This is a genomic window from Streptomyces sp. NPDC036813 (assembly GCF_055609245.1).
Genome location: NZ_JBVJPV010000001.1, coordinates 907,469 through 930,559, shown reverse-complemented (window position 1 = coordinate 930,559; position 23,091 = coordinate 907,469). Strand labels below are relative to the sequence as shown.

The 23,091-nt window shown below is 72.9% G+C and carries 17 protein-coding genes; 11 read left to right on the top strand and 6 right to left on the bottom strand.

Features of this window, described 5'->3' with window-relative positions; genetic code table 11:
- The first annotated feature begins 49 nt into the window (after positions 1 to 49).
- Positions 50 to 964: a bifunctional transcriptional activator/DNA repair enzyme AdaA gene (locus ACZ67Q_RS04025; protein WP_471175921.1), complete on the top strand. Its 915-nt coding sequence runs from the start codon at positions 50 to 52 to the stop codon at positions 962 to 964.
- 334 nt (positions 965 to 1,298) lie between these two features.
- On the opposite strand, the gene ACZ67Q_RS04020 is transcribed toward ACZ67Q_RS04025, so the two are convergent.
- Genes ACZ67Q_RS04020 through ACZ67Q_RS04010 form a run of 3 tightly spaced genes read right to left on the bottom strand, consistent with a single transcriptional unit; the run spans position 1,299 to position 4,697 of the window.
- A complete protein-coding gene (locus ACZ67Q_RS04020) occupies positions 1,299 to 2,522 on the bottom strand; it encodes an MFS transporter (RefSeq protein WP_471175918.1) in 1,224 nt (407 codons plus the stop codon).
- Position 2,523: 1 nt separating this feature from the next.
- Positions 2,524 to 4,104 carry a 4-hydroxyphenylacetate 3-hydroxylase family protein gene (locus tag ACZ67Q_RS04015; protein WP_471175916.1) on the bottom strand — a complete coding sequence of 527 codons (1,581 nt, stop codon included), beginning with the start codon at positions 4,102 to 4,104 and terminating at the stop codon, positions 2,524 to 2,526.
- Positions 4,105 to 4,130: 26 nt separating this feature from the next.
- The gene (locus ACZ67Q_RS04010; RefSeq protein ID WP_471175913.1) at positions 4,131 to 4,697 is read right to left on the bottom strand and encodes a flavin reductase family protein; all 567 of its coding nucleotides are present in this window, start codon (positions 4,695 to 4,697) and stop codon (positions 4,131 to 4,133) included.
- Between the two features lie 202 nt (positions 4,698 to 4,899).
- Here ACZ67Q_RS04010 and ACZ67Q_RS04005 point away from each other — a divergent pair, with 202 nt between their 5' ends.
- A complete protein-coding gene (locus tag ACZ67Q_RS04005; RefSeq protein WP_471175910.1) occupies positions 4,900 to 5,562 on the top strand; it encodes a class I SAM-dependent methyltransferase in 663 nt (220 codons plus the stop codon).
- A gap of 62 nt (positions 5,563 to 5,624) precedes the next feature.
- On the opposite strand, the gene ACZ67Q_RS04000 is transcribed toward ACZ67Q_RS04005, so the two are convergent.
- Entirely contained in the window at positions 5,625 to 7,298 is a 1,674-nt protein-coding gene (locus ACZ67Q_RS04000; RefSeq protein WP_471175907.1) for an FAD-binding oxidoreductase, read from the bottom strand.
- 224 nt (positions 7,299 to 7,522) lie between these two features.
- Between ACZ67Q_RS04000 and ACZ67Q_RS03995 the strand changes: the two genes are divergently transcribed.
- The 3 genes from ACZ67Q_RS03995 (at position 7,523) to ACZ67Q_RS03985 (ending at position 11,328) form a co-directional block, all read left to right on the top strand.
- Entirely contained in the window at positions 7,523 to 8,149 is a 627-nt protein-coding gene (locus ACZ67Q_RS03995) for a cupin domain-containing protein (RefSeq protein WP_363266128.1), read from the top strand.
- Positions 8,150 to 8,275: 126 nt separating this feature from the next.
- Entirely contained in the window at positions 8,276 to 9,082 is an 807-nt protein-coding gene (locus tag ACZ67Q_RS03990; protein ID WP_471175905.1) for an SDR family NAD(P)-dependent oxidoreductase, read from the top strand.
- A gap of 659 nt (positions 9,083 to 9,741) precedes the next feature.
- On the top strand, positions 9,742 to 11,328 hold the full coding sequence (locus ACZ67Q_RS03985; protein ID WP_471175902.1) for an MFS transporter: 1,587 nt from the start codon (positions 9,742 to 9,744) through the stop codon (positions 11,326 to 11,328).
- A gap of 329 nt (positions 11,329 to 11,657) precedes the next feature.
- Here ACZ67Q_RS03985 and ACZ67Q_RS03980 read toward each other — a convergent pair whose 3' ends face one another.
- Positions 11,658 to 12,530 (bottom strand): AfsR/SARP family transcriptional regulator, encoded by an 873-nt coding sequence (locus ACZ67Q_RS03980; RefSeq protein WP_471175899.1) that lies wholly within the window; start codon positions 12,528 to 12,530, stop codon positions 11,658 to 11,660.
- A gap of 139 nt (positions 12,531 to 12,669) precedes the next feature.
- Positions 12,670 to 14,379 carry an FAD-dependent monooxygenase gene (locus ACZ67Q_RS03975; RefSeq protein ID WP_471175897.1) on the bottom strand — a complete coding sequence of 570 codons (1,710 nt, stop codon included), beginning with the start codon at positions 14,377 to 14,379 and terminating at the stop codon, positions 12,670 to 12,672.
- Positions 14,380 to 14,668: 289 nt separating this feature from the next.
- Between ACZ67Q_RS03975 and ACZ67Q_RS03970 the strand changes: the two genes are divergently transcribed.
- The 6 genes from ACZ67Q_RS03970 to ACZ67Q_RS03945 all read left to right on the top strand — a co-directional run bounded on the left by ACZ67Q_RS03970 (position 14,669) and on the right by ACZ67Q_RS03945 (position 23,064).
- Positions 14,669 to 16,324: a class I adenylate-forming enzyme family protein gene (locus ACZ67Q_RS03970; protein ID WP_471175895.1), complete on the top strand. Its 1,656-nt coding sequence runs from the start codon at positions 14,669 to 14,671 to the stop codon at positions 16,322 to 16,324.
- A 2-nt stretch (positions 16,325 to 16,326) separates the two neighbouring features.
- On the top strand, positions 16,327 to 17,340 hold the full coding sequence (locus ACZ67Q_RS03965; protein WP_471175892.1) for a methyltransferase: 1,014 nt from the start codon (positions 16,327 to 16,329) through the stop codon (positions 17,338 to 17,340).
- A gap of 48 nt (positions 17,341 to 17,388) precedes the next feature.
- The gene (locus ACZ67Q_RS03960) at positions 17,389 to 19,356 is read left to right on the top strand and encodes an FAD/NAD(P)-binding protein (RefSeq protein ID WP_471175889.1); all 1,968 of its coding nucleotides are present in this window, start codon (positions 17,389 to 17,391) and stop codon (positions 19,354 to 19,356) included.
- The gene (locus tag ACZ67Q_RS03955) at positions 19,353 to 20,750 is read left to right on the top strand and encodes a nitrosuccinate lyase (RefSeq protein ID WP_471175887.1); all 1,398 of its coding nucleotides are present in this window, start codon (positions 19,353 to 19,355) and stop codon (positions 20,748 to 20,750) included. Before ACZ67Q_RS03960 ends, ACZ67Q_RS03955 begins: the two co-directional genes overlap by 4 nt.
- A 35-nt stretch (positions 20,751 to 20,785) precedes the next feature.
- Positions 20,786 to 22,006: a methionine adenosyltransferase gene (gene metK / locus ACZ67Q_RS03950; RefSeq protein ID WP_471175884.1), complete on the top strand. Its 1,221-nt coding sequence runs from the start codon at positions 20,786 to 20,788 to the stop codon at positions 22,004 to 22,006.
- 89 nt (positions 22,007 to 22,095) lie between these two features.
- Positions 22,096 to 23,064, top strand: a complete 969-nt coding sequence (locus ACZ67Q_RS03945) for a PfkB family carbohydrate kinase (protein ID WP_471175881.1) — start codon at positions 22,096 to 22,098, stop codon at positions 23,062 to 23,064.
- Positions 23,065 to 23,091: the final 27 nt, after the last annotated feature.

Here is a 23,091-nt window from a genome sequence, read left to right as displayed (position 1 = left end):
GCGAGAGCCATGAGAAACGACCTCCCAGAGGAAATGGAAGGCACGGAGCATGACCGTGACGACGACCGCCGCAACGCTGTACACCTGTGACGAGGCACGCTGGCAGGCCGTGCGGGACCGGGACGCCCGCGCGGACGGCCACTTCTGCTACGTGGTCACCACGACCGGCGTGTACAGCCGCCCGTCGTGCACGGTGAAGCTGGCCCTGCGGGAGAACGTCCGCTTCTTCCCGACCCCTGAGGCCGCCCGGGCCGAGGGCTACCGCCCGTGCCGTCGCTGCTGCCCCGACGACTCCGACCGGCACGCCGCGGCGGCCGAGGCGGTGGCCCTCGCCTGCCGGATCATCGACGAGGCGCCGCTGCCGCCGAGTCTGGACGAGCTGGCCCGCAAGGTCGGCTACAGCCGCTTCCACTTCCACCGCCTGTTCAAGTCGTTCACCGGCATCACGCCGCACGCCTATCTGGCGGCGGCGCGTGCCCGCCGGGTGCGCGAGGCCCTGCCGCTGTCCGGGACGATCGCCGACGCCATGTACAGCTCTGGGTTCAACTCCGGCGGTCACTTCTACGCGGCGGCGCCGGAGATCCTGGGCATGACCCCGAAGGCGTACCGGGCGGGCGGCGACGGCACGGACATCCGGTACTCGGTGGCGGGCTCGTCGCTGGGGCCGGTGCTGGTCGCGGCGACGGACAAGGGCGTGTGCGGGGTGCTGACGGGAGACGAGGTGCCGGGTCTGCTCAGCCGGCTCCACACCATGTTCCGGCAGGCCCGCCTCCTGCCTGCGGACGACGACTTCGCCGCCGCCGTCGCCGCGGCCGTGCGCGAGGCGGAGCCGCCGCAGCTCGGCCGTGAACTGCCCCTGCGCATACGGCGTTCCGCGCTCGCCGTGCGGGTTCGGCGGGCCGTGCCGACGGCGGCGGTGCGGGTACGGCGCACGGTGCCCGCGTCGGCCGTCCCGAGCAGGTGACCCGGGCCGAGGCGCGACCGCCGGACATCGGTGCACACCGGACCGGAGTACCCGTGCCCGGCGCCGCAAGGCTGACGGAACCCGCTGGGAAGGCGGCCGTCGGCCCGGGCCGGCCCGGGCTCACGCGCGGCCGCGTCCAGGGACAGCGCCCGGCACGACGGTCGCCGTGCCGGCGGTCGCGGTGCCGGCGGCCGCGCACCTCCACGAGCCACCCGGCCGCACTGCACGGGACCCCCGCGGGCGGCCCGGCCCCTCTCCGCCACCGGCCGGGCCGGCACTCCGGTCTGCCCGTGCTGACCGAACCCGCCCCCGGCACCGCCGGCCGCGGCTGAGCTCAGCCCGGGGAGCGGGACTCCGCCCCGGCGGCGGCCGCCTGCTGCCCGGCCACCGCCGGGCGCAACCGTCCCGATGCCCAGGTCGCGGGCAGCGCCGCCGCGCACACCAGCAGCCCGGTGAGCACCGCGTCCGTCGCACCGCCGTGCGAGACGGCCGCGCCACCGGCCACCGCCCCTACCGCGATACCCGCGTTGACCGCGGACGCCGGCAGCGTCGCGGCGAGGTCGCGTCCGGGGCCGGCCAGCAGCCCGACCCGGTACTGCAGCGAGGGGACCAGGCCGAACCCGACCACCCCCCACAGCACGAGGGCGAGAGCCACCAGGACCCGGGAGGCGCCGGCGACGTGCAGGACCGCCAACGCCACGACCAGGGCGAGGTTCGCCGCGACGAGCGTGCGCGCCGCGTCCCGGTCCGCTGCCCACCCGCCCACGAAGGTGCCGGCAGCCGTCGCGGCCCCGTAGGCGAAGAGGAAGACGGTCAGCCAGGTGCCGGACACCCCCGTGACGTCCTCCAGGAACGGCGTGATGTAGGTGAACGCCGCGAACTGGCCTCCCAGCAGCAGGAATCCGACCCCGAGCACGGCCAGCACCCGGGGCGCCAGCGCATGCCGGGACTGCGCCCACAGGCCGCCCGTGCCCGAGCCGTCGACCGGCGGGACGCACACCGCCGCCGCCAGCAGCGCCACCGTCCCGAGGACCACGATGGCCGTGAACGCCGCGCGCCAGCCCAGGTGCTGGGCCGCCAGGGTGCCGAGCGGGACCCCGAGCGCCGTGGAGACGGCGATACCGCCGAACACCACGGAGATCGCGCGCCCGGTCCGCTCCGGCGGCACCAGGGCGGCCGCCACCGTGAACGCCGTACCGAGGAAAAGGCCCTGCAGTGCCCCGGTGACGGCCCGGGCCGCGAGCAGCGTACCGAAGGCCGGGGCCAGGGCGGCCAGCAGATTGCCGGCCACGTAGCCGGCCAGGGACGTCCACACCAGGGTGCGGCGCCGGACCCGGATGGTGAGCGCCGTCAGCAGCGGACCGCCGGCACAGATGCCCAGCGCGTACGCGGTGACCAGGGTGCCCGCCGTGTCCACGGACACGGCGAGGTCCCCCGCGACGAGCTTCAGCAGGCCGACGACGACGAGCTCGGCGCTGCCCATGACGAAGGTGGCCAGGAAGAGGGCGGCGAGGGCCGGACCCGGCCGCCGCCGCACCGAGAGGGGAACGGAGGTCATGTCAGTGCCAGAAGTTCTTCCTGGCGCTGCGCAGCCCCTGGAACGAGTCGAGGTCGGGAACCGTCCACCCGTCGAGGTCGTACTCCTGGAGGCACTGTTCGGCGAAGCCCTTGTACGCGTCGAGCTGGCCGGTCTCCATCTGGGTCATGAAGATGTCGCTGCGCACCGACTCGTGGTTGCCGGAGTAGTTGCGTTCGTACAGCTCGTGCCGGCCGCCGAACTCGGTGCCGACCGCGTCCCACAGCAGCTTCATCAGCTTGACGCGGCTGACGGCGTCGTAGCCGTTGGAGCCGCGCACGTACTTGTCGAGGTAGGGACGCACCTCGGGGTTCTTGAAGTCCTCGGCGCTGGAGTTGACGTAGATCAGGCCGCTGGCGACGTCCTGCTCGATGATCTCCTTGATGCGCGGGTAGCCGATGGTCATGAACCAGCGGTAGGCCATGCCGTACTCCAGGCGCGGCAGCAGGGACCCGTCCTTCCACTCCTCGGGGTTGCGGGCGGCGGCGTCGGTCAGGGCCCAGAACATGTTGCGCCAGGCGAGCACCTCGCCGATTCGGGCCTGGATGCCGCGGAAGTCCTTGGTGCCGGTCATCTCGACGGCCTTGGCGAGCAGCCCGGCGATGAAGTCGATCTTCACGGCGAGGCGGATGCAGCCGTGGAAGGTCAGGCGCGGGATGAAGCCGGACTTCGGGGCGAACCCGTTGACCTGGTCGACGTCGCCGTAGAGGAAGACGTTCTCCCAGGGGATGAGGACCTTGTCGAGGACGAAGATGGTGTCGTTCTCGTCCAGGCGCGAGGAGAGCGGGTAGTCGAAGGGGCTGCCCATGACGGCGGCGGTCGCGGCGTAGGAGGGACGGCAGATCAGCTTCAGGCCCGGCGCGCCCATCGGGATGGTCGCGACGAGCGCGAACTCTTTCTCCTTCAGCGGCAGTCCGTAGTGCGAGATGAAGTTGTAGTGCGTGATGGCCGAGCCGGTGGCCACGACCTTGGCGCCGCTGACGACGAGCCCGGCGTCGGTCTCCTTCTCCACGTGCACGAAGACGTCCTTGACCTCTTCGGACGGGCGGTGGCGGTCGACGGGCGGGTGGATGATCGCGTGGTTCCAGAACAGCACCTTCTCCTGGGACTCGCGGTACCAGCGCCGTGCGTTGTCCTGGAAGGGCGCGTAGTAGTCGGAGTTGGCGCCGAGGGTGCCGAGGAAGGCCGCCTTGTAGTCCGGGCTGCGGCCCATCCAGCCGTAGGTGAGGCGGGCCCACTCGGCGATCGCCTCACGGTCCTCCACGACGTCCTGGACGCTGCGCGGGGTGCGGAAGAACTTGTGGGTGTACCCGTCGCTCCCGGTGTCGGTGCGGGTGGTCAGCACGTCGCGGCGGGCCGGGTCGTGCAGCGCGTCGTACAGGCGGGCCGTCATCCGGGCGGGGTTGGCGAACGCCGGGTGCTTGGTGACGTCCTCGACGCGTTCGCCGTAGATGTAGACCTCGCGGTCGTCGCGCAGGCTCTCCAGGTACTCGTCGCCGGTCAGGGGGCGGGTGGTGCGGGGAGCCGGTGCGGAGGCGGAGGCCTCGCCCTGCTGCAGCGTCATGGTGTGTCCTTGTCCGGTCGTGGCGGTCAGTGACCCAGGGGGATGTGGAGCGCCGCGGTTCCCGACGACCAGGCGCCGTCCGCCGGTCCGTCGAGGGTGCCCGCCCACGCGTGGTGGCCGGGCGCGGTGTCCAGGAGGCGGAAGGCACCGCCATGGAAGACCAGCGGCTCGGCGTCCCACGTCGTGAAGGTGCGCACCTGCCCGATGTGCAGCACGTGGTCGCCCCCGTCGTACGCGGCCCAGGGCACACAGTCGAGGTGGGCGGCGCAGCCGGCCAGGCGCGGCCCCGCCGCGTCGGGGTCCCAGGCCACGGGAGTGTCCGCGGGCAGTGGCCGGCCCGCGAAGTGCAGGGCCAGGTCCTGCTGGTGTGCGGCGAGGATGTTCACGCCGAACGACGACGCGCCCGTGAGCAGGTCGCACATCCGGCTGCGCCGGTCCAGGGACACCATCACCAGCGGGGGGTCGAGGGAGACGGAGGTGAACGAGCCCACCGTGGCACCGTGCACGCCGCCGCCGTGTTCGACGGTGACCACGGTGACGCCCGTGGCGAACCGGCCGAGGCAGTCACGAAAGCGGCGTTGACTGTCGCCCATCGACACTCCTCGAAAAGAAAATGAGCCCTCGAATTCGGCGCTCTCTGAGGGGCATTGTGCCGGTGGCCGCTGAAGGATCGATCGAGGGCGACGGAGGGCATTTCTGCGCAATATCCAGGAGAGCGGAAATGATTGACACCGGTGCGTGCGGGCGCCTGTAATTCCTTCTCGGATTCGAGTAACCGACACGAGGTGGCCAATCATGAGACTCCAGGTCGAGTTGACCGACGCACTCCAGGACTACGTCGCCGATGTCTCGCTGCGCGAGCCCGACCTGTTGCGACAGCTGCGCGAGGAGACCTCGCAGCTTCCCCTGCACCTGATGCAGATCTCGCCGGAGCAGGGTCAGTTCATGCGGACTCTGCTCAAGGCGACCGGGGCCCGGCGGACTCTCGAGGTCGGCGTGTTCACCGGTTACAGCCTGCTGTCGACGGCACTCGCGCTGCCCGCCGACGGCCGCGTGGTGGGGCTGGACATCAACGAGGAGTGGGGCGCCATGGCGCTCGACTACTGCAAGCGGGCCGGCGTCGCGGACAAGGTCGACCTGCGCATAGGCGACGCCCGGGCCTCCCTCGAGCGGCTGCTGAAGGAGGAGAACGCCGCCGGCACGTTCGACTTCGTCTTCATCGACGCGGACAAGGAGAACTACACGGCGTACTACGAGTTCGCACTCGAGCTGCTGCGCCCCGGCGGTCTCGTCGTCGTCGACAACGTGCTGTGGCACGGTGCCCTGCTCGACGAGTCCGTCCAGGACTCCGAGACGCAGGCGCTGCGCGCCTTCAACCCGCGGCTGCTGCACGACGAGCGGGTGGAGCTGAGCCTGATCCCCTACGCGGACGGCCTGACGTTCGCCGTCAAGCGCTGAGTTCCGCACCACGCGCGCGTGAAGGCCGCCCCGGTCCTCCCGGGGCGGCCTTCACGCGTGAGTCAGGGCAGGCGGACGGACTGGGCGTGGCGGAAGAAGTTCGTCGGGTCGTACTTCTTCTTCACCTGCTGCAGGCGCGGGTAGTTGCCCTTGTAGTAGAGGGCGTGCCAGGGCGTCGACGACGTGTTGTACTTCGGGTCGTTCAGGTCGTTGTCCGGGTAGTTGACGTAGCAGCCGTCGGTGACGTCGTTGGGCACGGGAACACCGCCGGTGTCGGCGTAGACCTCCGCGTAGCACTGCCGGTTCCAGGCGATGTAGGCGGCGTCCTCGGCGGGGTCGTTCCACAGGGACATCCACATCATCTTGAAGAACGACTCGCGGTGCGGATAGCCGGTGGCCGACGGGGCGAGCCGGTTGACCTCACCGCCGTAGGAGCTGAGGGTGATGGAGGCGCCGGGCAGGGTGACGTCCGTGCGCGTCAGGTGCTTGTACAGCGCCGCGAGCTGGCGGTCGGGGAAGGCCGCGCGCATGTACGCGGACTTGTACTCCTGCCGGTAGGTCGGGTCGGTGAGGTTGGTGTTGGTGGTGCCGAGGTAACGGGTGGCCTCCAGCCACGGCAGCTTGCGGGGTTCGGCGTAGCTCGCCATCGGGCCGAACTCGGCGAACTGGCGGGTGACGGCCACGGTCGGCACGTCGACGCCGTCGCCGATCGCGGCCAGGTAACCGTCGAGGAGCCGGCGGGCGTCGGGAGCGGTCGCGTCGACCTGGGTGACCATGGCGATCTGGCCGGCGGACTTGTGGGTCAGCACGAGGAAGCTGGCCAGGGCCAGTTCGGGGACGCCCGGGGCGCTGTGCGCGGTGAACCAGCGCGCGTAGTTCTGGGCCAGCCGGGAGAACTTCGCCTCCGTCATGGTCTCCCACGGCCAGGCCTGCGCCACCAGGTACACCTCGCGGGGCGGCTTGGGCAGCAGCTTCTTCGGGTCGGTGCCGGTGGCACCGGGTGTGCGGAACCAATAGCGCGTGACGACACCGAAGTTGCCACCGCCGCCGCCCGCGTGGGCCCACCACAGTTCGCGGTTGGGATCGCCCGGATCGTTGGTCGCCACGACGGTGCGCACCTTGCCGTCGGCACCGACCACGACCACCTCGACGGCGCACAGGTAGTCGATGATCAGGCCGAGCTGGCGGCACAGCAGGCCCCAGCCGCCGCCGCTGACGTGGCCGCCGGCCGCCACGGAGTAGCAGATGCCGCCGGGCACGGTGACGCCGTACACCTGGTAGAGCAGGGTGTAGACGTCCAGGAGCTGGGCGCCCGTCTCCACGGCGAACGCGCGCCGTCCGGCGTCGTAGTACACCTTGTTGAGCTGTGACAGATCGAGCACCACCTGGACCTCGGGGTTGAAGACGAAGTCCTCCAGGCAGTGGCCGCCGGAGCGCACGGTCAGACGTTTGCCGGCGGTGACGGCGGCCTGCACCACGCCCGCCACCTGGGAGACGTCGTCCACGATCTGGACGGCCTCGGGGTTGCCGACGTACCGGTTGTTCATGCCGTGCACGAGCTCGCCGTACTGGGCGTCCGCCGGCGTCACCGTCACCGGGGCGAACGTGACGGTCGCGGCCTCCTGCTCCGCTGCCGCCGCCTGCCCGGCGAAGGCTCCGCCCACGGCGGCCGTGCCGCCCAGGGCCGCCGCGGTCGTGAAGAACCGCCTGCGGCCTATCCCACTGTTGTCGCGCACTCTACGTCTCCCGTTCTCGCCATTTTCGGCGCACCGCTTCACGCGTTCACCTGCGCCGCGACAGTACGAATCAGCCATCGCGGAAAACACCCCGGATCTTGCGGTCGAATCCCTGAACGGCGGATTCCGGGATACGACCGCAAGATGGGGAGTGTCGGACGGCCCACCGGTCGCCACCATCGGAGTCCAGGCTGAATTCGCCATGGTGGAAGGAGGCGGGGCCGGTGACGGTCAGCGTCGGTGAGGTGTACGAGAACCCGCGGTGCAGGGAGCGGGTCGTGATCAGGACGCCGTCCTCGCACACGGGCGGGGAGCGCACCGTGATGGACGTGTACTCCGAGCCCGGCGGCGCCGTGTCGGGAGAGCATCTGCACCCGGTGAGCGAGGAACGCTTCACGCTGGTGCGGGGCAAGGTCGCCTTCCTGATCGGCGGGCGTCAGGTGACCCTCGACAAGCCCGGGCAGAGCGTGCTCATCCAGCCCGGCATCAGGCACCGCTGGTGGAACTGCAGTGGTGAACAGGCCTTCCACATCTGCGAGGTGCGCAAGAACAGCGACCGCTTCGAGCAGTTGGTGCTGCGCCAGCTCTTCGGGCTCGCGCAGGACGGCAAGACCACGCCCGAGGGCATGCCCCGGCTGCTGCAGCAGGCGGTGACCACGCTGGAGTTCGGTGACGTGGTGCGGTTCACCTCGCCCCCCTGGGCGCTGCAGCGCGCCCTGTTCACCGTGCTGGCCCCGATCGCCCGGCTGCTGGGGCACCAGGGGTGCGACCCGCGGTACATGGACCGCAAGCCGTCCGAGATCGCGGAGCTGGAGGAGCTTCCGGAGGAGGTCATGCGCTGGCACCGCTGATCCCGCCGGTCCGGTGAACATCGCCTGCAACACCTTCGGGCACTGCGGTGTTTCCCATGACGAGAGCACATCGCACCGCGCTCCTCCCCCACCTCAGGGCGGGGCCGACCATCGAGAAGGAACCTTATGGATCTGCAGCTTTCCGGCCGGGTCGCCGTCGTCACCGGCGCCTCCAAGGGCATCGGCCTGGCCATCGTCCGCACGCTCCTCGAAGAGGGCGCCAAGGTCGTGGCCACGTCCCGCAAGAGCACCCCGGAGCTGGATGCGCTGGCCGGCCCGAACCTCGTGCACGTCTCGGCCGACTTCATGGACGAGGACGCGCCGGCGCAGGTCGTCGCCCGCGCCGTGGAGCAGTTCGGCGGGCTCGACATCCTGGTGAACAACGCGGGCGGCCCGCCCCCCGGCGTGACCCTGCCGCGCGGCTCGTTCCTGCACGCCTCCGACGAGGAGTGGCGTGCCATGTTCGAGTTCAACCTGTTCTCGGCCGTGCGTGCCATCCGTGCCGCCATCCCGCACCTGCTGGAGCGCGGCGGCGGCGCGATCGTGAACATCTCCTCCGGCAACGCCCGGCAGCCCTCGCCGATCAACGTCGACTACGGTGCCGCGAAGGCCGCCCTGAGCAACGTCACCAAGGTGCTCTCGGGCGAGTTCGGGCCCCAGGGCATCCGCGTGAACACGGTGTCCCCCGGTGTGGTGCGCACGCCGTGGTGGACGGACGAGGGCGGCGTCGCCGACATGATCGCCTCCCAGGCCGGCACCGACAAGGACAACGTCATCAACAGCGTCGTCCCCGAGATGCTGAACCTGGCCACGGGCCGCTTCGTCGAGCCGCAGGAGGTGGCCGACGCCGTCGTGCTGCTGGCGTCGCCGCGCTCCGGCAGCACCACGGGTGCCGAGTTCGTCGTGGACGGCGGGCTCCTCAAGGAGCTCTGAGCACCACCGTGCGGGAGGGCCGGCGAACCCGGCCCCTCCGCCCGTGCCCGGCCGCCGCACTGCGGCCGGGCGTACGACGCACCACGGCCGCCGGCGGCGTGCGGTGACCTGATCCGCGCGGGCCGCCGGCGCCGTCGGCAGTGCTGTGCGCGGCCGTCGCCTCCTGGAGCGACCTGCCGCTGACCCTCAGGCGCCCCCGGGGACCGCCGCAGTTCCGTCCGCTCCCGGATCCGTCTCCGCGACGGCTCCGCCGAAGGACGGCCGGGCCGTCCGCGGCGGCCCGGCCGTCCTTCGGCGGAGCTCCGCGGCGCCCGGCCTGCTCCCGCGCGCCTTCGCCGCCTCCCGCTCGTTCCCGGGTGCCGCCGCGGGCGCCCTGCCGCGGGCCCCGCCCGGTCATCCCCCTTTCCTGTCCTGCCCGCCGTGACGTCTCGCGGCCCCAGGGCCGCCACTCGTTCGGATCGCCGGGCTCGCCCGCCCGCCGCCTGCCGCGTCACCGCCGGCCGCCACCACTCCGCGTGGCCCTTTCGCCGTGCCCGCCCGCACCAGGACCCGCCGCCTGATCCGCGCCGATCCGAACGGCAGGCCGCGGGCCGCTTCTTCCCGTCCACCCCGCTTCGGGGCCGGCGCGGCGGCATCGATGTCAACTCCCTGGAGTCGTCATGGCCTTGGCCGCCCCTGCTCGCACACGCGACCGCGCAGCGCCCCCGCTGGACCGCCGGCTGCTCGCCCTGGCCGTCCTCGCTCCGCTGCTCGCCAACGCCGACTCCGGCATCGTGACACTCGCCCTCAGCGACATCCGGCGCGACCTGTCGATGTCGCTCGACGCCGTGCAATGGGTGACCAACATCTACGTGCTGCTGGTGGGCGGACTCCAGCTGCTGGGCGGCCGGCTGGCGGACCTGGCCGGGGCCCGGCGTCTGTTCCTGCACGGCATGGGCGCCTTCGCCGTGGCCTCGGCCCTGTGCGGCGCCGCCCCCAGCGGCCCGCTCCTCGTCACCGCCCGCGCCGGGCAGGCGCTGGCGGCGGCCGTGCTCGTGCCCGCCGCGATGTCGCTCCTGGTGACGGCGGCCGCACCGCAGCAGCGCGCCCGGGCCCTGGCGCTGTGGGCGGGCGCGGGCGGCGTCGGCTCGGTGGCCGGTGTGTTGTGCGGGGGCCTCGTGGTCAGCGGCCTCGACTGGCGCTGGGCCTTCTGGCTCAACGTCCCCGTGATCGTCGTCGCCCTCCTGGTGTCGCGCCGCACCCCGCTGCCAGATCCGCCCCGCGCCCGCGGCGCCCGCCTCGACCTGGCCGGGGCCGCCGCGCTGACCGGCGCTCTGCTCGCGGCCGTGTACGTCCTGGTCCGCCTGGCCGCTCATGGCGCGGACCGGTACACGGCGTACGCCGCGCTCGCCGCGTCGGCGCCGGCAGCCCTCTTCGCGCACCGGCAACGCAGATGTCCCCACCCGCTGCTGCCCCCGTCCCTGCTCCGCGACCGGAACCTGGTGTGCGGTGCGGTCGGCGTCCTGCTCGTGTCGACGGCCGCCGCGCCCGTCGCCTTCCTCGGCGGCATGCGGCTGCGCGACACCTACGGGTTCGGTGCGCTGGCCGCCGGAGTCGCCCTGCTCCCGATGGTCGGGGGCATCTTCGTCGTGGGCCGGGCCTGCAGCGCGCTGCTCACCCGGTACGGTGCCCGCCTGCCGTGCGCGCTCGGCTGTCTGCTCCTGGGGGCGGGCCTGTGGACGCTGGCCGCCCGCTCGCACGCCCCGGGGTACGTCTCGGGCATGCTGCCGGGGCTGGTCCTGGCCGGCGCGGGACTGCCGTTGATCTGGATGTCGTGCGAGGTCGTGGCGCTGGCCCGGTTCCGGGGCAGCGGCGCGGGGCTGGCGGCGGGCCTGGTGCAGTGCGCGGGACAGTTCGGGACCGCGCTGGGCACGGTGCTCGCGGTGGCGGTGTGCGGCCGTGGCACCGGGGTGGCCGCCGGGGCGGGGCAGGCGTTCGGGGCGGCAGCCCTGCTGATGGGGCCGGCACTGGTGGGCGCCCTGATCTGCCTGCCCGGCCGCCGCGCCCCCGGCCCGGGCCGCCGCGCGCAGAGCCGGGACCGCGGCGCGCACCGCCCGGACCGCGGCGCGCGCCGCCCGGACCGACGCCCGCACGGCCCCGGTCGCCGCGCACAGGCCCCGGCCGGCCTCGCCCCGTCCACGTGGACGACGCGACCGGCGCGCGAACCCGTCCGGCCCCGGCCGTGGCGTGTGCGAACCGGTGGCTGAACGGTTCCGCGACAGCCGTCGGCCGACCGCCTCGACCAGTGCGAAGACGCTGCCCTCGGGTCCGTGGAAGTGACAGAGCCGTAGACGTCCTCGCACTGCACTCCGGCTCGCGGACCGCATGGGGATCACACCCGCCGAACTGCCGTGCGCACAACGGCCGCGCCGAGGCGATGTGCCTCATGTCAGCGCGGCCGTTGTGGTGCTTCGGTGCCGGCTGGGCGACCTGCTGAGCCGCCAGTCCGGGAACACCGCGTGCGCCGGGTGTGCCACGGGGTGCCACCGGCGGGCCGGACAGCGCCCCCCGCGCCGCCGGCTCCCCCGCGGGGCCGTCAGACCCGGACCAGCCCGTCGTCGCCCACCGGGTCACGGGGGGCGGAAACAGTACGCTCGGCCAGCAGGTTGAGCGACTGCCTGGAGCGCGAGCTCGAGGGCGGCTCCAGCCGTTGGTCCCCGGAGAGCATGCGCGTGTGCAGGCGTTGCAGCCGCGCCGACGGCTTGGTGCCGAGTTCCTCCCGCAGCCGGGCCCGCAGCCGGTGGTAGGCCATCAACGCGTCGGCCTGCCGGCCCGACCGGTACAGGGCGAGCATGAGGTGCGCTACAAGGTCCTCGTGCGTGCCGTACTGATGCACCAGCGCGGTCAGTTCGCCGAGGATCTCATGGTGCCTGCCGAGGCGCAGTTCGGCGCCGAGCCGCTGCGGAACGGCATCGAGCCGATCACGCTCGACGACCTCGATGGCGGCCCTGAGCAGCGGACCGGTGGGCACGTCGACGAGCATCGGCCCCGTCCACATCATCTCGGCGGCGCGTAACTGCTCGGCGGCCTCGGCGTACTCGCCGGCGTCAAGGGTGGCGCGCGCGGCCCGCACCTGCTGCTCGTAGCGGTCCAGATCCAGTTCACCGGCGTTCAGCTTGAGCAGGTACCCCTGGTCGCGGGTCTGCAGCCGGCCGGGGGTGCGTCCCGGGCCGCGCCGGGCCCCGTCCAGGAAGCGGCGCAACTGCATGACGTACGTGTGCACCGCCGCGACCGCGCTCGACGGCGGACGGTACTCCCATATCTCCTCGACTATCTGCGCCACCGACACGACGTGGTTCGCGTTGAGCGCCAGGAGCGACAGCAGTTGCCGTTGTTTCGGCGCGGTCGGGGTTCTGTGGCGGCCGTCGTCGTCGCACACATTCAAAGGGCCGAGAACGCGAAACTCCATGTGACTCCCCCATCGTCGCCCGGGCGGGCCCGCGGAAGGTCGTCCCGCTGGAATACCCGGTCAAACGTCGCGATCCGCGCGGATTCTACCGTCGTTCAAGGTCTGCCGGTCCCGTCACGGGGACCTGTTGTGCGTTCGGTCACCGCCGCCCGCGGGCCGTGGCCGGTGAGGGTCTCGCCGCCGTCTCGGGCGGCCACCCGGTGACCTGTGCCAGGAGCGCCCCGGGGTCACCGGGCTCCCGGTCGGCCCGCCAGGCGACGTGCTGGTCGGGGCGGATCAGCACCAGATCACGTTCGTACACTTCCCGCGCGAGCGGATCGTCGAGCGTCAGGGTCCGCAGCGGAACGCCCCGGTCACCGGCCGCGGCCTCGATCCGTTCCGTCCGCGGCGGACGCGGGCCGAGCCGTAGCAGCGTGAACCCGGGGCCGAACCGGTCGAACAGCGAACTGCCGTCCGTGCGGCGGTCGTCGAGCCACAGGTGGGGCGCACGGCCGCCCGGCACGGCGGAGGGCGTGTACGCGGCGAAGGAGTCGGGCACCGGCCCCAGGCCGTCCCCGGCGACGATCGGGGAGCCGTCGTAGCGGGCGCCCAGCTGCACCCCGAGGGTGTCCAGGGTGCGCATCCCGTACTCGGCCAGTTCCGCGCCGGTCTTGGCCCGGGCGGCCTCGCCGGCCGCCGAGTCCGCTTCCAGCCAGGCGGGCCGGTCGACGGCGCCGAGTCCCTGGCCGAGGGTCCGGGCCGCCGAGGTGTTGCGCAGGGCGATGGGCCGGCGCTCGACGCCGTAGGTGTCCAGGAGGTCCGGGCCCGCCCAGCCCTGCACGGCCGCCGCGAGTTTCCAGGCGAGGTTGGCGGCGTCGTCCACACCGGTGTTCATGCCGAAGCCACCGTTGGGTGTGAACAGGTGCGCGGCGTCACCGGCGAGGCGGATGCGGCCCGTGCCGAACGACTCGGCGACCAGCGCCGCGCCCGCGGTCCAGGGCCGGTGGCTGAGCACCTCGACCGGCAGGGGCTCGCCCGCCGCCCGCTGCACCAGCCGCACCAGCTCGGCGTCGGTCGCCGTGTCCGGATCGACGGAGCTGGTGAGCAGGAAGAACTCGTCCACGCCGTTGAGCGCGATCAGGTTCAGCGCGAGGTCCGCGTTGACGACCCAGTTGCTCCATGCGCCGCGATCCCGCAGGAAGTCCCGGTACAGCGTGGGCACCCGCAGGTGGGCGGCGGTGGAGCGGCGTCCGAGGATGTCCTGGTCGAGGGTGCCCTCTCCCTCGTAGCGGATGCCGAGGTGGCGTCGGACCAGGCTGTGGCCGCCGTCGCAGCCCGCGACGAATGCCGCCCGGAACTGGCGCCGGGCGCCCTCGCGTTCGGCCACGACGTCGACGTGCTCCGCGCTCTCGCGCAGGGCGGTGACCGTCCAGCCGTAGCACAGGGTGATGCGCGGCCGGGTGCGGGCGTGGTCGAGCAGCAGCCGCTCGACGTACATCTGGTTGGCCCGGTGCATGGGTTCCGGCGACGGGTCCGTGCGGTCGGCCGCGATCCGTCGGCGCTGCACCTCGCCGCTGCCCGGCCAGGGCAGCAGGGCCAGTTCGTGCGCGTTGTAGCGGGTGAAGAAGGAGATGCCGGCCGAGTGACCGGCGGGAAGACCGAGCCCGCGGATCCGCTCGGCCAGTCCCAGTGTGCGGTAGTGCTCCATCGTCCGCGCGTTGTGGGTGCTGCCACGCGGCTGATCGGGCACGCCCGCCTGGGCGTTGAGGACCACGCAGGGAACTCCCTGCCGGTCCAGCAACAGCGCGAGCATCAATCCGACCGGACCGCCGCCGACCACGGCGACCGGAGTTGTCAGCGGGTCGTCCATCCGACGCGGCCTCCAGCCTTCTCTCGATCGAACTGGTGCGATCGTCGCAACCCGCTCTGAAGAACGAAGCAAGATCGGCGGCCGGGACGGCTTTCCATCGGCCCTTTAGCAGCCGGTTGGAGACTCCGCCACGAACCTTTACCGAACCGCTGGGGTATCACGGGCCGCGATGTCTCACCGGTGACCGAAGAATTCGGCGCATCACTGCGGAGTGTGAGGTATTCCTATGTTCCTGTCCGGCACCCACAGGTCCGTCGCGCAACGCCTGCGCCTGCATACCGACCGGGATTTGGGGGCGGGGAATTTCTTCTGGCACGCGTGGCGCGTCGCCCGTGACCGGGACCGTCCGCTGCTGTTCCACCCCGACGTGTCCTCCCCCCAGTGGGCGACGGGCGCGCCGGAGGCGATGTCCCTGGACGACGTGCGCGTCGCAGCGATCCGTTACGCCCACTGGTACCGGGGGCGCGGGGTGCGACCCGGGGCCCACGTGGGCCTGCACACCCGCGACGGGCTGCTCGGCCTGATCCACCACATCGCCATCACGTCGCTCGGTGCCGCCGCCGTGCACTGCAACCCCAGGATGGCCCCGGCGACGGCCGCCGAGTACTTCCTGCGCACCCGGACCACGGTGCTGGTGGGTGACGGCGACCTGCTCAAGGGCCTCGCGGACGCCTGGGAGGCGGACGCGCCGGGGAAGACCACGCCCGAGGTCGCGGACATCGCCTCGCTCGCCGTCACCGCTCCGCTGCCGCCCCGGCCGATGCCCGGTTTCCCGCACCGGCACACCGCCGAAGACCTGGTCATGATCTCGCACTCGTCGGGCACCACCGGCCGGCCCAAGGCCCCGGTGTTCCACCACGGTTCGTTCTTCGCGGGCAAGCGGGAACGGCTGTGGTCCTTCCCCTCTCTGCGCTCCGACCGGCTGCTGACGGCCCTGCCGCACAGCCACTCGGCGGGCATCAGCTACCTCAGCCTGGCGATCCTGCTCGGCATCCCGACACTGATCCTGGACGACGCGAGCGGCGAGGCCGTTGCGCGGGCGGTGAACCTGTTCCACCCCACCACCGTGCTGGCCTTCCCGCTCACCCTGGCCGAGATACCCACCGAGAAGATCAGCCCCGAGGCCGCCCGGCACCTCCACACCTGGCACGGCATGGGCGACGCCTCCCACGAGCGGCACATCCGACCGCTGATCGCGCTGGGCCGGCGCACCGAGAACGGCAAAGTGCTGAACGGCTCGCGCTACCTCGACGGACTCGGCTCGTCGGAGATGGGCATGGTGCTGTTCAAGCAGGCCTACACGCCCGAGACGACCCGGTACGCCCGCCACATCGGCCTGCCCGCCAAGGTGGTGCGCAAGGCGGCCGTATTCGACGAACAGGGCCGCGAACTGCCCGACGGGCAGGCCGGCCGGCTCGGGGTGCGGACACCCAGCATCACCGCCGGCTACCTGGACGAGCCCGACCTCACCGAGGAGTCGACGGTCGACGGGTACTTCCTCACCGGTGACATCATGCGCCGCGACAGCGACGGCACCTGGTACCACCTCGACCGCACCCCCGACGTGATCCACACCGCCGGCGGACCCGTGTACAGCCTCCCCGCGGAGGAGGTCGTCCTGCTCGCGACGCAGGCGCTGGACACGGCGGTCGTGGCGGTCGACGATCCCGACTCCCCGGGGCATTCCCGCCCCCTGGCCGTCGTCCTGTTCGCCGACGGCGAGGAGCGCGACGCGGCTCGGCTGCTCGCGTCGTGCAACGCGGCCCTGGCCCGCGAGGGTCTGGCACCGCTCGGCGGCCTGCTGGTGGCCGCCGACCGCTCCGAACTCCCCGTGGGGGTGACGGGCAAGGTCCTCAAGCGCCTGCTGCGCGAACGCCTGCGCACCGTCCTGTCCCGCACCGGCGACCCCGCGCTCGCGGTGTCCTCCCCCGTACGGAAGGTCTGATCATGCCCGGTACCGAGACGACGGCGGCACGTCAGGTGGTCGATCTGATCACCGGCACCTGGCGGGCCCAGGCCCTGCACGCGGCGGCCGCGCTGTCCCTGCCCGACCACATCGCCGCCGGACACCGCACCGTCCCGGCGCTGGCCGAGCGCACGGGCGCCAGCGAGGACGGCCTCGCGCGGCTGCTGCGGCTGCTCGCGGCGCTCGGCGTGTTCAGCGGCGACGAGGAGGGTGGCTACGGTCTCACCGACGTGGGCGCGCTCCTCGTCGCCGACGGCGAACAGTCCATGCGCGACATGGTGCTGCTGTACGGGGAGGAGTTCCACCGCGCCTGGGGTGCGGTGGTACCCGCGATCCGCACCGGGACCTCCGGCTTCGAGCACGCCTTCGGCACCTCGCTGCATGCCCATCTGCGTGACGAGCCCGACGCGGGGCCGCGGTTCCTGCGCGCCATGAACGCCGGCAACGTGTTCTTCCCCGAGGCCGCGGCGGCCTTCGACTTCACGAGGGCGCACACCGTGGTCGACGTGGCGGGCGGCAGCGGCCTGCTGCTGTCGGCCGTGCTCCAGGCCCACCCGCACCTGACGGGGACCGTCTTCGACCTGCCGCACATGCTGCCGGTGGCCGAGCGGCACCTGAGCGCCACCGTCGACGCCCACCGCTACGAGACGGTCGCGGGCGACGTCTTCGACAAGGTTCCCGCCGGCCACGACGTGTACCTGTTGTCCCGGGTGCTCCAGGACTGGGACGACGAACGGTGCGTGACGCTGCTCGCCAACATCCGCGAGGCCATGGCGGACACGGGGCGGCTGCTGGTGCTGGAGAGGATCGTCGCCACCGACGGCACGGCGCCCGTGCTGCCGCTCCTGTGGGACCTGCACCTGCTGATGGCCGCGGGCGGCCGCGAGCGCACCCTCGACGGATACCGCTCCGTCCTGGGCGCCGCGGGCCTGCGCCTGGAGAGCGTGCACTCCCTCGCCCTCGAGACGAGTCTGCTGATCGCCGCACCGGCATGAGGCAGTCCCCGCGTCCCGGCCCTCCCCTGACACCCATGGAGTATCCCTATGCCCAGCGGTGACCTCGACCTGTGCCTCGTCGGTGCGGGACCGCGCGGTCTGTCGGTCCTGGAGCGGCTGTGCGCCAACGAACGCTCCGCGCCCGCTCACCGGGCGGTCACCGTGCACGTCGTCGACCCCTACCGTCCCGGAGCCGGACGGGTGTGGCGCACCGGACAGGCGCGTGTGCTGCTGATGAACACCGTCGCCTCACAGGTGACCGTGTTCACCGACGCCAGCGTGGAGATGGACGGCCCCGTAGAGCCGGGCCCCAGCCTGTACGAGTGGGCGCGCACACTCGGCGACGGGCCGGCGGCGCCGCTGTACGACGAGGCCGTGCTCGCCGAGGCGCACCGGCTCGGCCCCGACGACTACCCGTCCCGTGCCTTCTACGGCCGTTACCTGGAGGACGTCTTCGCCCGGGTGGTGTCCCACGCCCCGCCGCACGTACGGGTGCGGGTGCACCAGGCCCGGGCCGTCGCCCTGCGGGAACGGCCCGAGGACGGCGCGCAGCAGGTCGTGCTGTCCGACGGGAAGGTCCTCGACGGCCTCGACGCGGTCGTCCTCTCCCAGGGACACGTGCCGACCTCCGTCTCCTCCGCCCAGCGCCTGCTCTCGCAGCGCGCGCGGGCCCACGGGCTGCTGCACGTCCTGCCGGCCAACCCGGCGGACCTGGACCTGTCGAACGTGCGGTCCGGTGAGACCGTGCTGCTGCGCGGCCTCGGACTGAACTTCTTCGACCACATGGCCCTGCTCACCGTGGGGCGCGGCGGCCGCTTCGACCGCGTCGGCGAACGTCTCGTCTACCGCCCCTCCGGCCGCGAGCCTCGCATCGTCGCGGGCTCCCGGCGCGGCATCCCCTACCACGCGCGCGGCGCCAACGAGAAGGGCGCACACGGCCGTCACGAGCCGCGCGTGCTGACGGAGGAGGTGGTCGCGGCGCTGCGGGAGCGGGCGGTGGACGGTGAGCGGGTGTACTTCGGCACCGACCTGTGGCCCCTGATCGCCCGGGAGGTGGAGAGCGTCTTCTACGGGACGCTGCTGAGCGCCCGGGGCCGGGAGGCCGAACGCGAGGAGTTCGTGGAGCGGTTCGTCTCGCTGCCCGAGGGTTCCGCCCACACCGAGGAGTTGCTCGACGCGTACCGCATCCCGCGCGACGAGCGGTGGGACTGGGACCGGATCTTCCGGCCGCACGGTGACGGGGAGTTCGCCGACCGGGCGGAGTTCCGCCGCTGGATGCTGGAGCATCTGCGCCAGGACGTGCGCGAGGCCCGGGCGGGCAACGTGAGCGGGCCTCTCAAGGCTGCACTGGACGTGCTGCGCGACCTGCGCAACGAGGTACGGCTCGCCCTCGACCACGGCGGCCTGGACGGCACCTCCTACCGGGACGAGGTGGAGGGCTGGTACACCCCGCTCAACGCCTTCCTGTCGATCGGGCCGCCCTCCTCACGCGTCGAGGAGCTGATCGCGCTGCTCGAGGCGGGTGTCCTGGACCTGATCGGCCCGGGCATGCGGGTGCGCATCGACGGCACGGCGGGAGCGTTCGTCGCCGAGTCGGACGGCGTGGGGGGCGCCCCGGTGCGCGCCCGGGTGCTGGTGGAGGCGCGCCTGCCGGAGCCTGACGTGCGCCGGACCGCCGATCCGCTGCTGCGCGGGCTGCTGTCCACCGGGCAGTGCCGTCCGTTCCGTATCCCCGGGGCGTGCGGCACGAGTTACGAGACGGGCGGGCTCGAGGTCACCGAGCGCCCGTACCACCTGGTCGACGCCTACGGCCGCAGCCATCCACGGCGCTTCGCGTACGGGGTGCCGACGGAGGCGGTGCACTGGGTGACCGCGGCCGGCATCAGGCCCGGGGTGAACTCGGTGACCCTGGGCGACTCCGACGCCATCGCGCGGGCGGTACTGGCCCTCGCCCCCGCCGCAGCGGACGCCTCTCCGGGGCGTTCGGGCAGGACGCTGACGGAGGCACCCGCGTGACGGCGCACCCGGCGGGACTGGACTCCGGGCTGCTCTCCCCGGTGCGGGCGGGCACCCCGGTGGAGCGGGCGGTCGGTGACGAGGCCTGGCTCCAGGCGATGCTGGACGCGGAGGCGGCGCTGGCGCGCGCCCAGGCCGGGCTCGGCACACTGCCGGCGTGGGCCGCCACGGCGATCACCCGGGCCGCCCGCGCCGAGCGGATCGACCTGCGCCGGCTCGCCGTCGCCGCCCGGGAGAGCGCCAACCCGGTGGTGGGCCTGGTCCGCGCCTTCACCGCGGTCGTCGCCGAGGAGAACCCGGAGGCGGCCGACTACGTGCACCGCGGTTCGACCAGTCAGGACATCTTCGACACGGGCGCCATGCTGGTCTGCGACCGGGCGCTGCGCCTGGTGCACGCCGACCTGCTGCGCACCGCGGCGGCACTGGACCGGCTGGCGGCGCGGCACCGGGACACCCTGATGGCCGGACGGACGCTGACCCTGCACGCCGTTCCGATCACCTTCGGGCTGAAGGCGGCGGGCTGGGGGCTGCTGGTGCGCGAGGCGGCCGACCGCGTCGGCCGGCTGCTCGACGGCCGGCTGCCGGTCTCGCTCGGCGGTGCGGCGGGCACCCTGGCCGGCTATCTGGAGTACTCGGCGGTGGACGGCGCGCCGGCTGCGGACGCGGCGGCGCTGTCGAAGGCGTTCGCGGCCGAGACGGGGCTGGCCGAGGCCCCGCTGCCCTGGCACGCGTTGCGCTCCCCCGTCGCCGACGCGGCCGCGGCCGCGGCCTTCGTGACCGGGGCGCTGGGAAAGATCGCCGTGGACGTGCAGTCGATGGGCCGTACCGAGGTCGGTGAGGTCGCCGAGCCGCCCGTGGCCGGGCGCGGAGCCTCCTCGGCCATGCCGCACAAACGCAATCCGGTGCTGACCACCCTGATCCGCTCGGCCGCGCTCCAGGTTCCCGCGCTTGCGGGCGCGCTGACGCAGTGCCTGGTGACCGAGGACGAGCGCTCGGGCGGTGTCTGGCACGCCGAATGGCTGCTGCTGCGTGAGTGTCTGCGGCTGGCGGGCGGCGCCTCGCACACCGCCGTCGAGCTGTGCGAGGGGCTCGTCGTCCACGCGGAGCGGATGCGGGCCAACGCGGCGGCGACCGGCGCCCTGATGTCGTCCGAGCGGATCGTCGCGGTCCTGGCGCCCGAGTTCGGCAAGGCCACGGCGAAGCGGCTGCTGTCCGAGTCGGCCGAGACGGCCGCTCGCACCGGGCGGCCCCTGGCCGACGTCCTGTCCGAACACCCGCTCGTCGGGCCCTCATTGGGCCCCGTGGAACTGGCGGATCTGCTCGATCCCGCCACGTACACGGGCGCGGCCGCCTCCCTGGTGGACCACGCCCTGGAACGTCACCGCAACCCCTGATCCACGCCCCGTCGTCCCGACACCCAGGAGTTCTCATGTCTGCCCGGCTCTTCACCTCGGAATCGGTCACCGAAGGCCATCCCGACAAGATCGCCGACCGTATCAGCGACACGATCCTCGACGCCCTCCTCGCCCAGGACCCCACGGCCCGCGTCGCGGTGGAGACCCTGATCACCACCGGTCAGGTCCATGTCGCGGGCGAGGTCACCACCAGCGCGTACGCCGACATCCCCGCCCTCGTGCGCGAAGCCGTCCTGGAGATCGGGTACGACTCCTCCGCCAAGGGCTTCGACGGCGCCTCCTGCGGCGTCTCCGTTTCCATCGGGGCCCAGTCCCCCGACATCGCCCAGGGCGTCGACACCGCCTACGAGCAGCGGGTGGACGGCTCCTCGCGGGCGGAGGAGGACCGGCTGGCGCTTCAGGGCGCCGGCGACCAGGGTCTGATGTTCGGTTACGCCTGCGACGAGACGCCCAGCCTCATGCCGCTGCCCATCCACCTGGCTCACCGCCTGTCGCGGCGCCTGTCGGAGGTGCGGCGCGACGGGACCGTGCCCTACCTGCGGCCGGACGGCAAGACCCAGGTCACCGTCGAGTACCTGGGCAGCAAGCCCAAACGCCTGGACACCGTCGTCGTCTCCTCGCAGCACGCCAGTGACATCGACCTGGACGCCCTGCTCACCCCCGATGTGCGCGAGCATGTCGTCGAGCACGTCCTGGACGAACTGGCCCAGGAAGGCCTCAAGCTGGAGACCGAGGACTACCGGCTGCTGGTCAACCCCACCGGTCGCTTCGAGATCGGCGGCCCGATGGGCGACGCCGGCCTGACCGGCCGCAAGATCATCATCGACACCTACGGCGGCATGGCCCGCCACGGCGGCGGCGCCTTCTCCGGCAAGGACCCCTCCAAGGTCGACCGTTCCGCCGCCTACGCGATGCGCTGGGTCGCCAAGAACGTCGTCGCCGCGGGGCTGGCCTCCCGCTGCGAGGTGCAGGTCGCCTACGCCATCGGCAAGGCCGAACCCGTCGGTCTCTTCGTCGAGACCTTCGGTACCGCCACCGTCCCGCAGGCCGCCATCGAGAAGGCCGTGACGGCGGTCTTCGACCTGCGCCCGGCCGCGATCATCCGCGACCTGGACCTGCTGCGCCCCATCTACGCCCGGACCGCCGCCTACGGGCACTTCGGCCGCGAACTGCCCGACTTCACATGGGAGCGGACCGACCGCGTCGATGCGCTGCGCCGGGCCGCCCGGCGGTAACCGTCCGCGCGAACGCGGCCCCGGACCCTCGTGGTCCGGGGCCGCGTCGTCGCCTCCTGACGGGCCTGGCTCCCTAGGAGTTGATCACCATGCGTATAGCCGTGACCGGTGCCATCGCGACCGACCAGGTGCTCACCGTCGCGGGCCGGCTCACCGACGGCACGGCGATCGGCCGCGGCGCCGCCGCGGTGCGGGCCGAGAGCCTGCGGGTGCGCCACGGCGGAGCAGGCGCCAACATCGCCGTGGGACTGGGCCGTCTCGCCCTGCGCCCGCTCCTGGCCGGGGCGGTCGGCAAGGACTTCGCCGACTACGGCCGCTCCCTGCTGTCGTACGGCGTCGATCTCGAACTCGTGCGCGTCAGCGAGGTCCTGGACACGGCGCGGGCGGTGGAGGTCAGGGACGCGGGGGGCGGCCGGCTCAGGCTGTCGTACGACGGCGCGCAGACGGAGTCCCGGCACATCACCCTGCTGCCGGCCGCACGCCGCATCGGCGGGCTGGGTCTGGTGGTGGTGGCGGCGGGGGACGTCGAGGCCATGGTGCGGCACACCGAGGAGTGCAGACGGCTCGGCATTCCCTTCGCCGCGGATCCCGGCGACCGGCTGTCCCGCCTCACCGGCCGGCAGGCACGCCAACTCGTCGACGGGGCCCGCTACGCGTTCACGGACGAGTTCGACGTGCCGCGCCTGCGTGAACTCACCGGGTGGGGCGAGGCGGAGCTGCTCGGCCGGGTCGGCACCTGGGTCGTCACACGCGGGCTGCGCGGGGTGGCCATCGCGAGGCGCGGGCGCCCCGCGGCCGCTGTCGAGGCGGTGCGCGCGGCGCGGGAGGGCGATCCGTCGGGGACCGCCGAGGCGTTCCGCGCCGGTTTTCTGGCGGGTGCCGTCTGGGGCTGGTGCGCCGAGCGCGCGGCGCAGCTCGGGTGCGCCCTGGCGGCGGCCGCCCTCGAGTCGCCCGACGCCCAGGGCTACCCGCTTCTCCGGGACCGGCTGGCGGCCCGCCTCCGGTGCGCCTACGGCCCGGAGGCCGCGGATCAGATAGCCGCCAGATTACCGTCCTGAATGCCGGCCGGAAAAAGAACCGGCCGA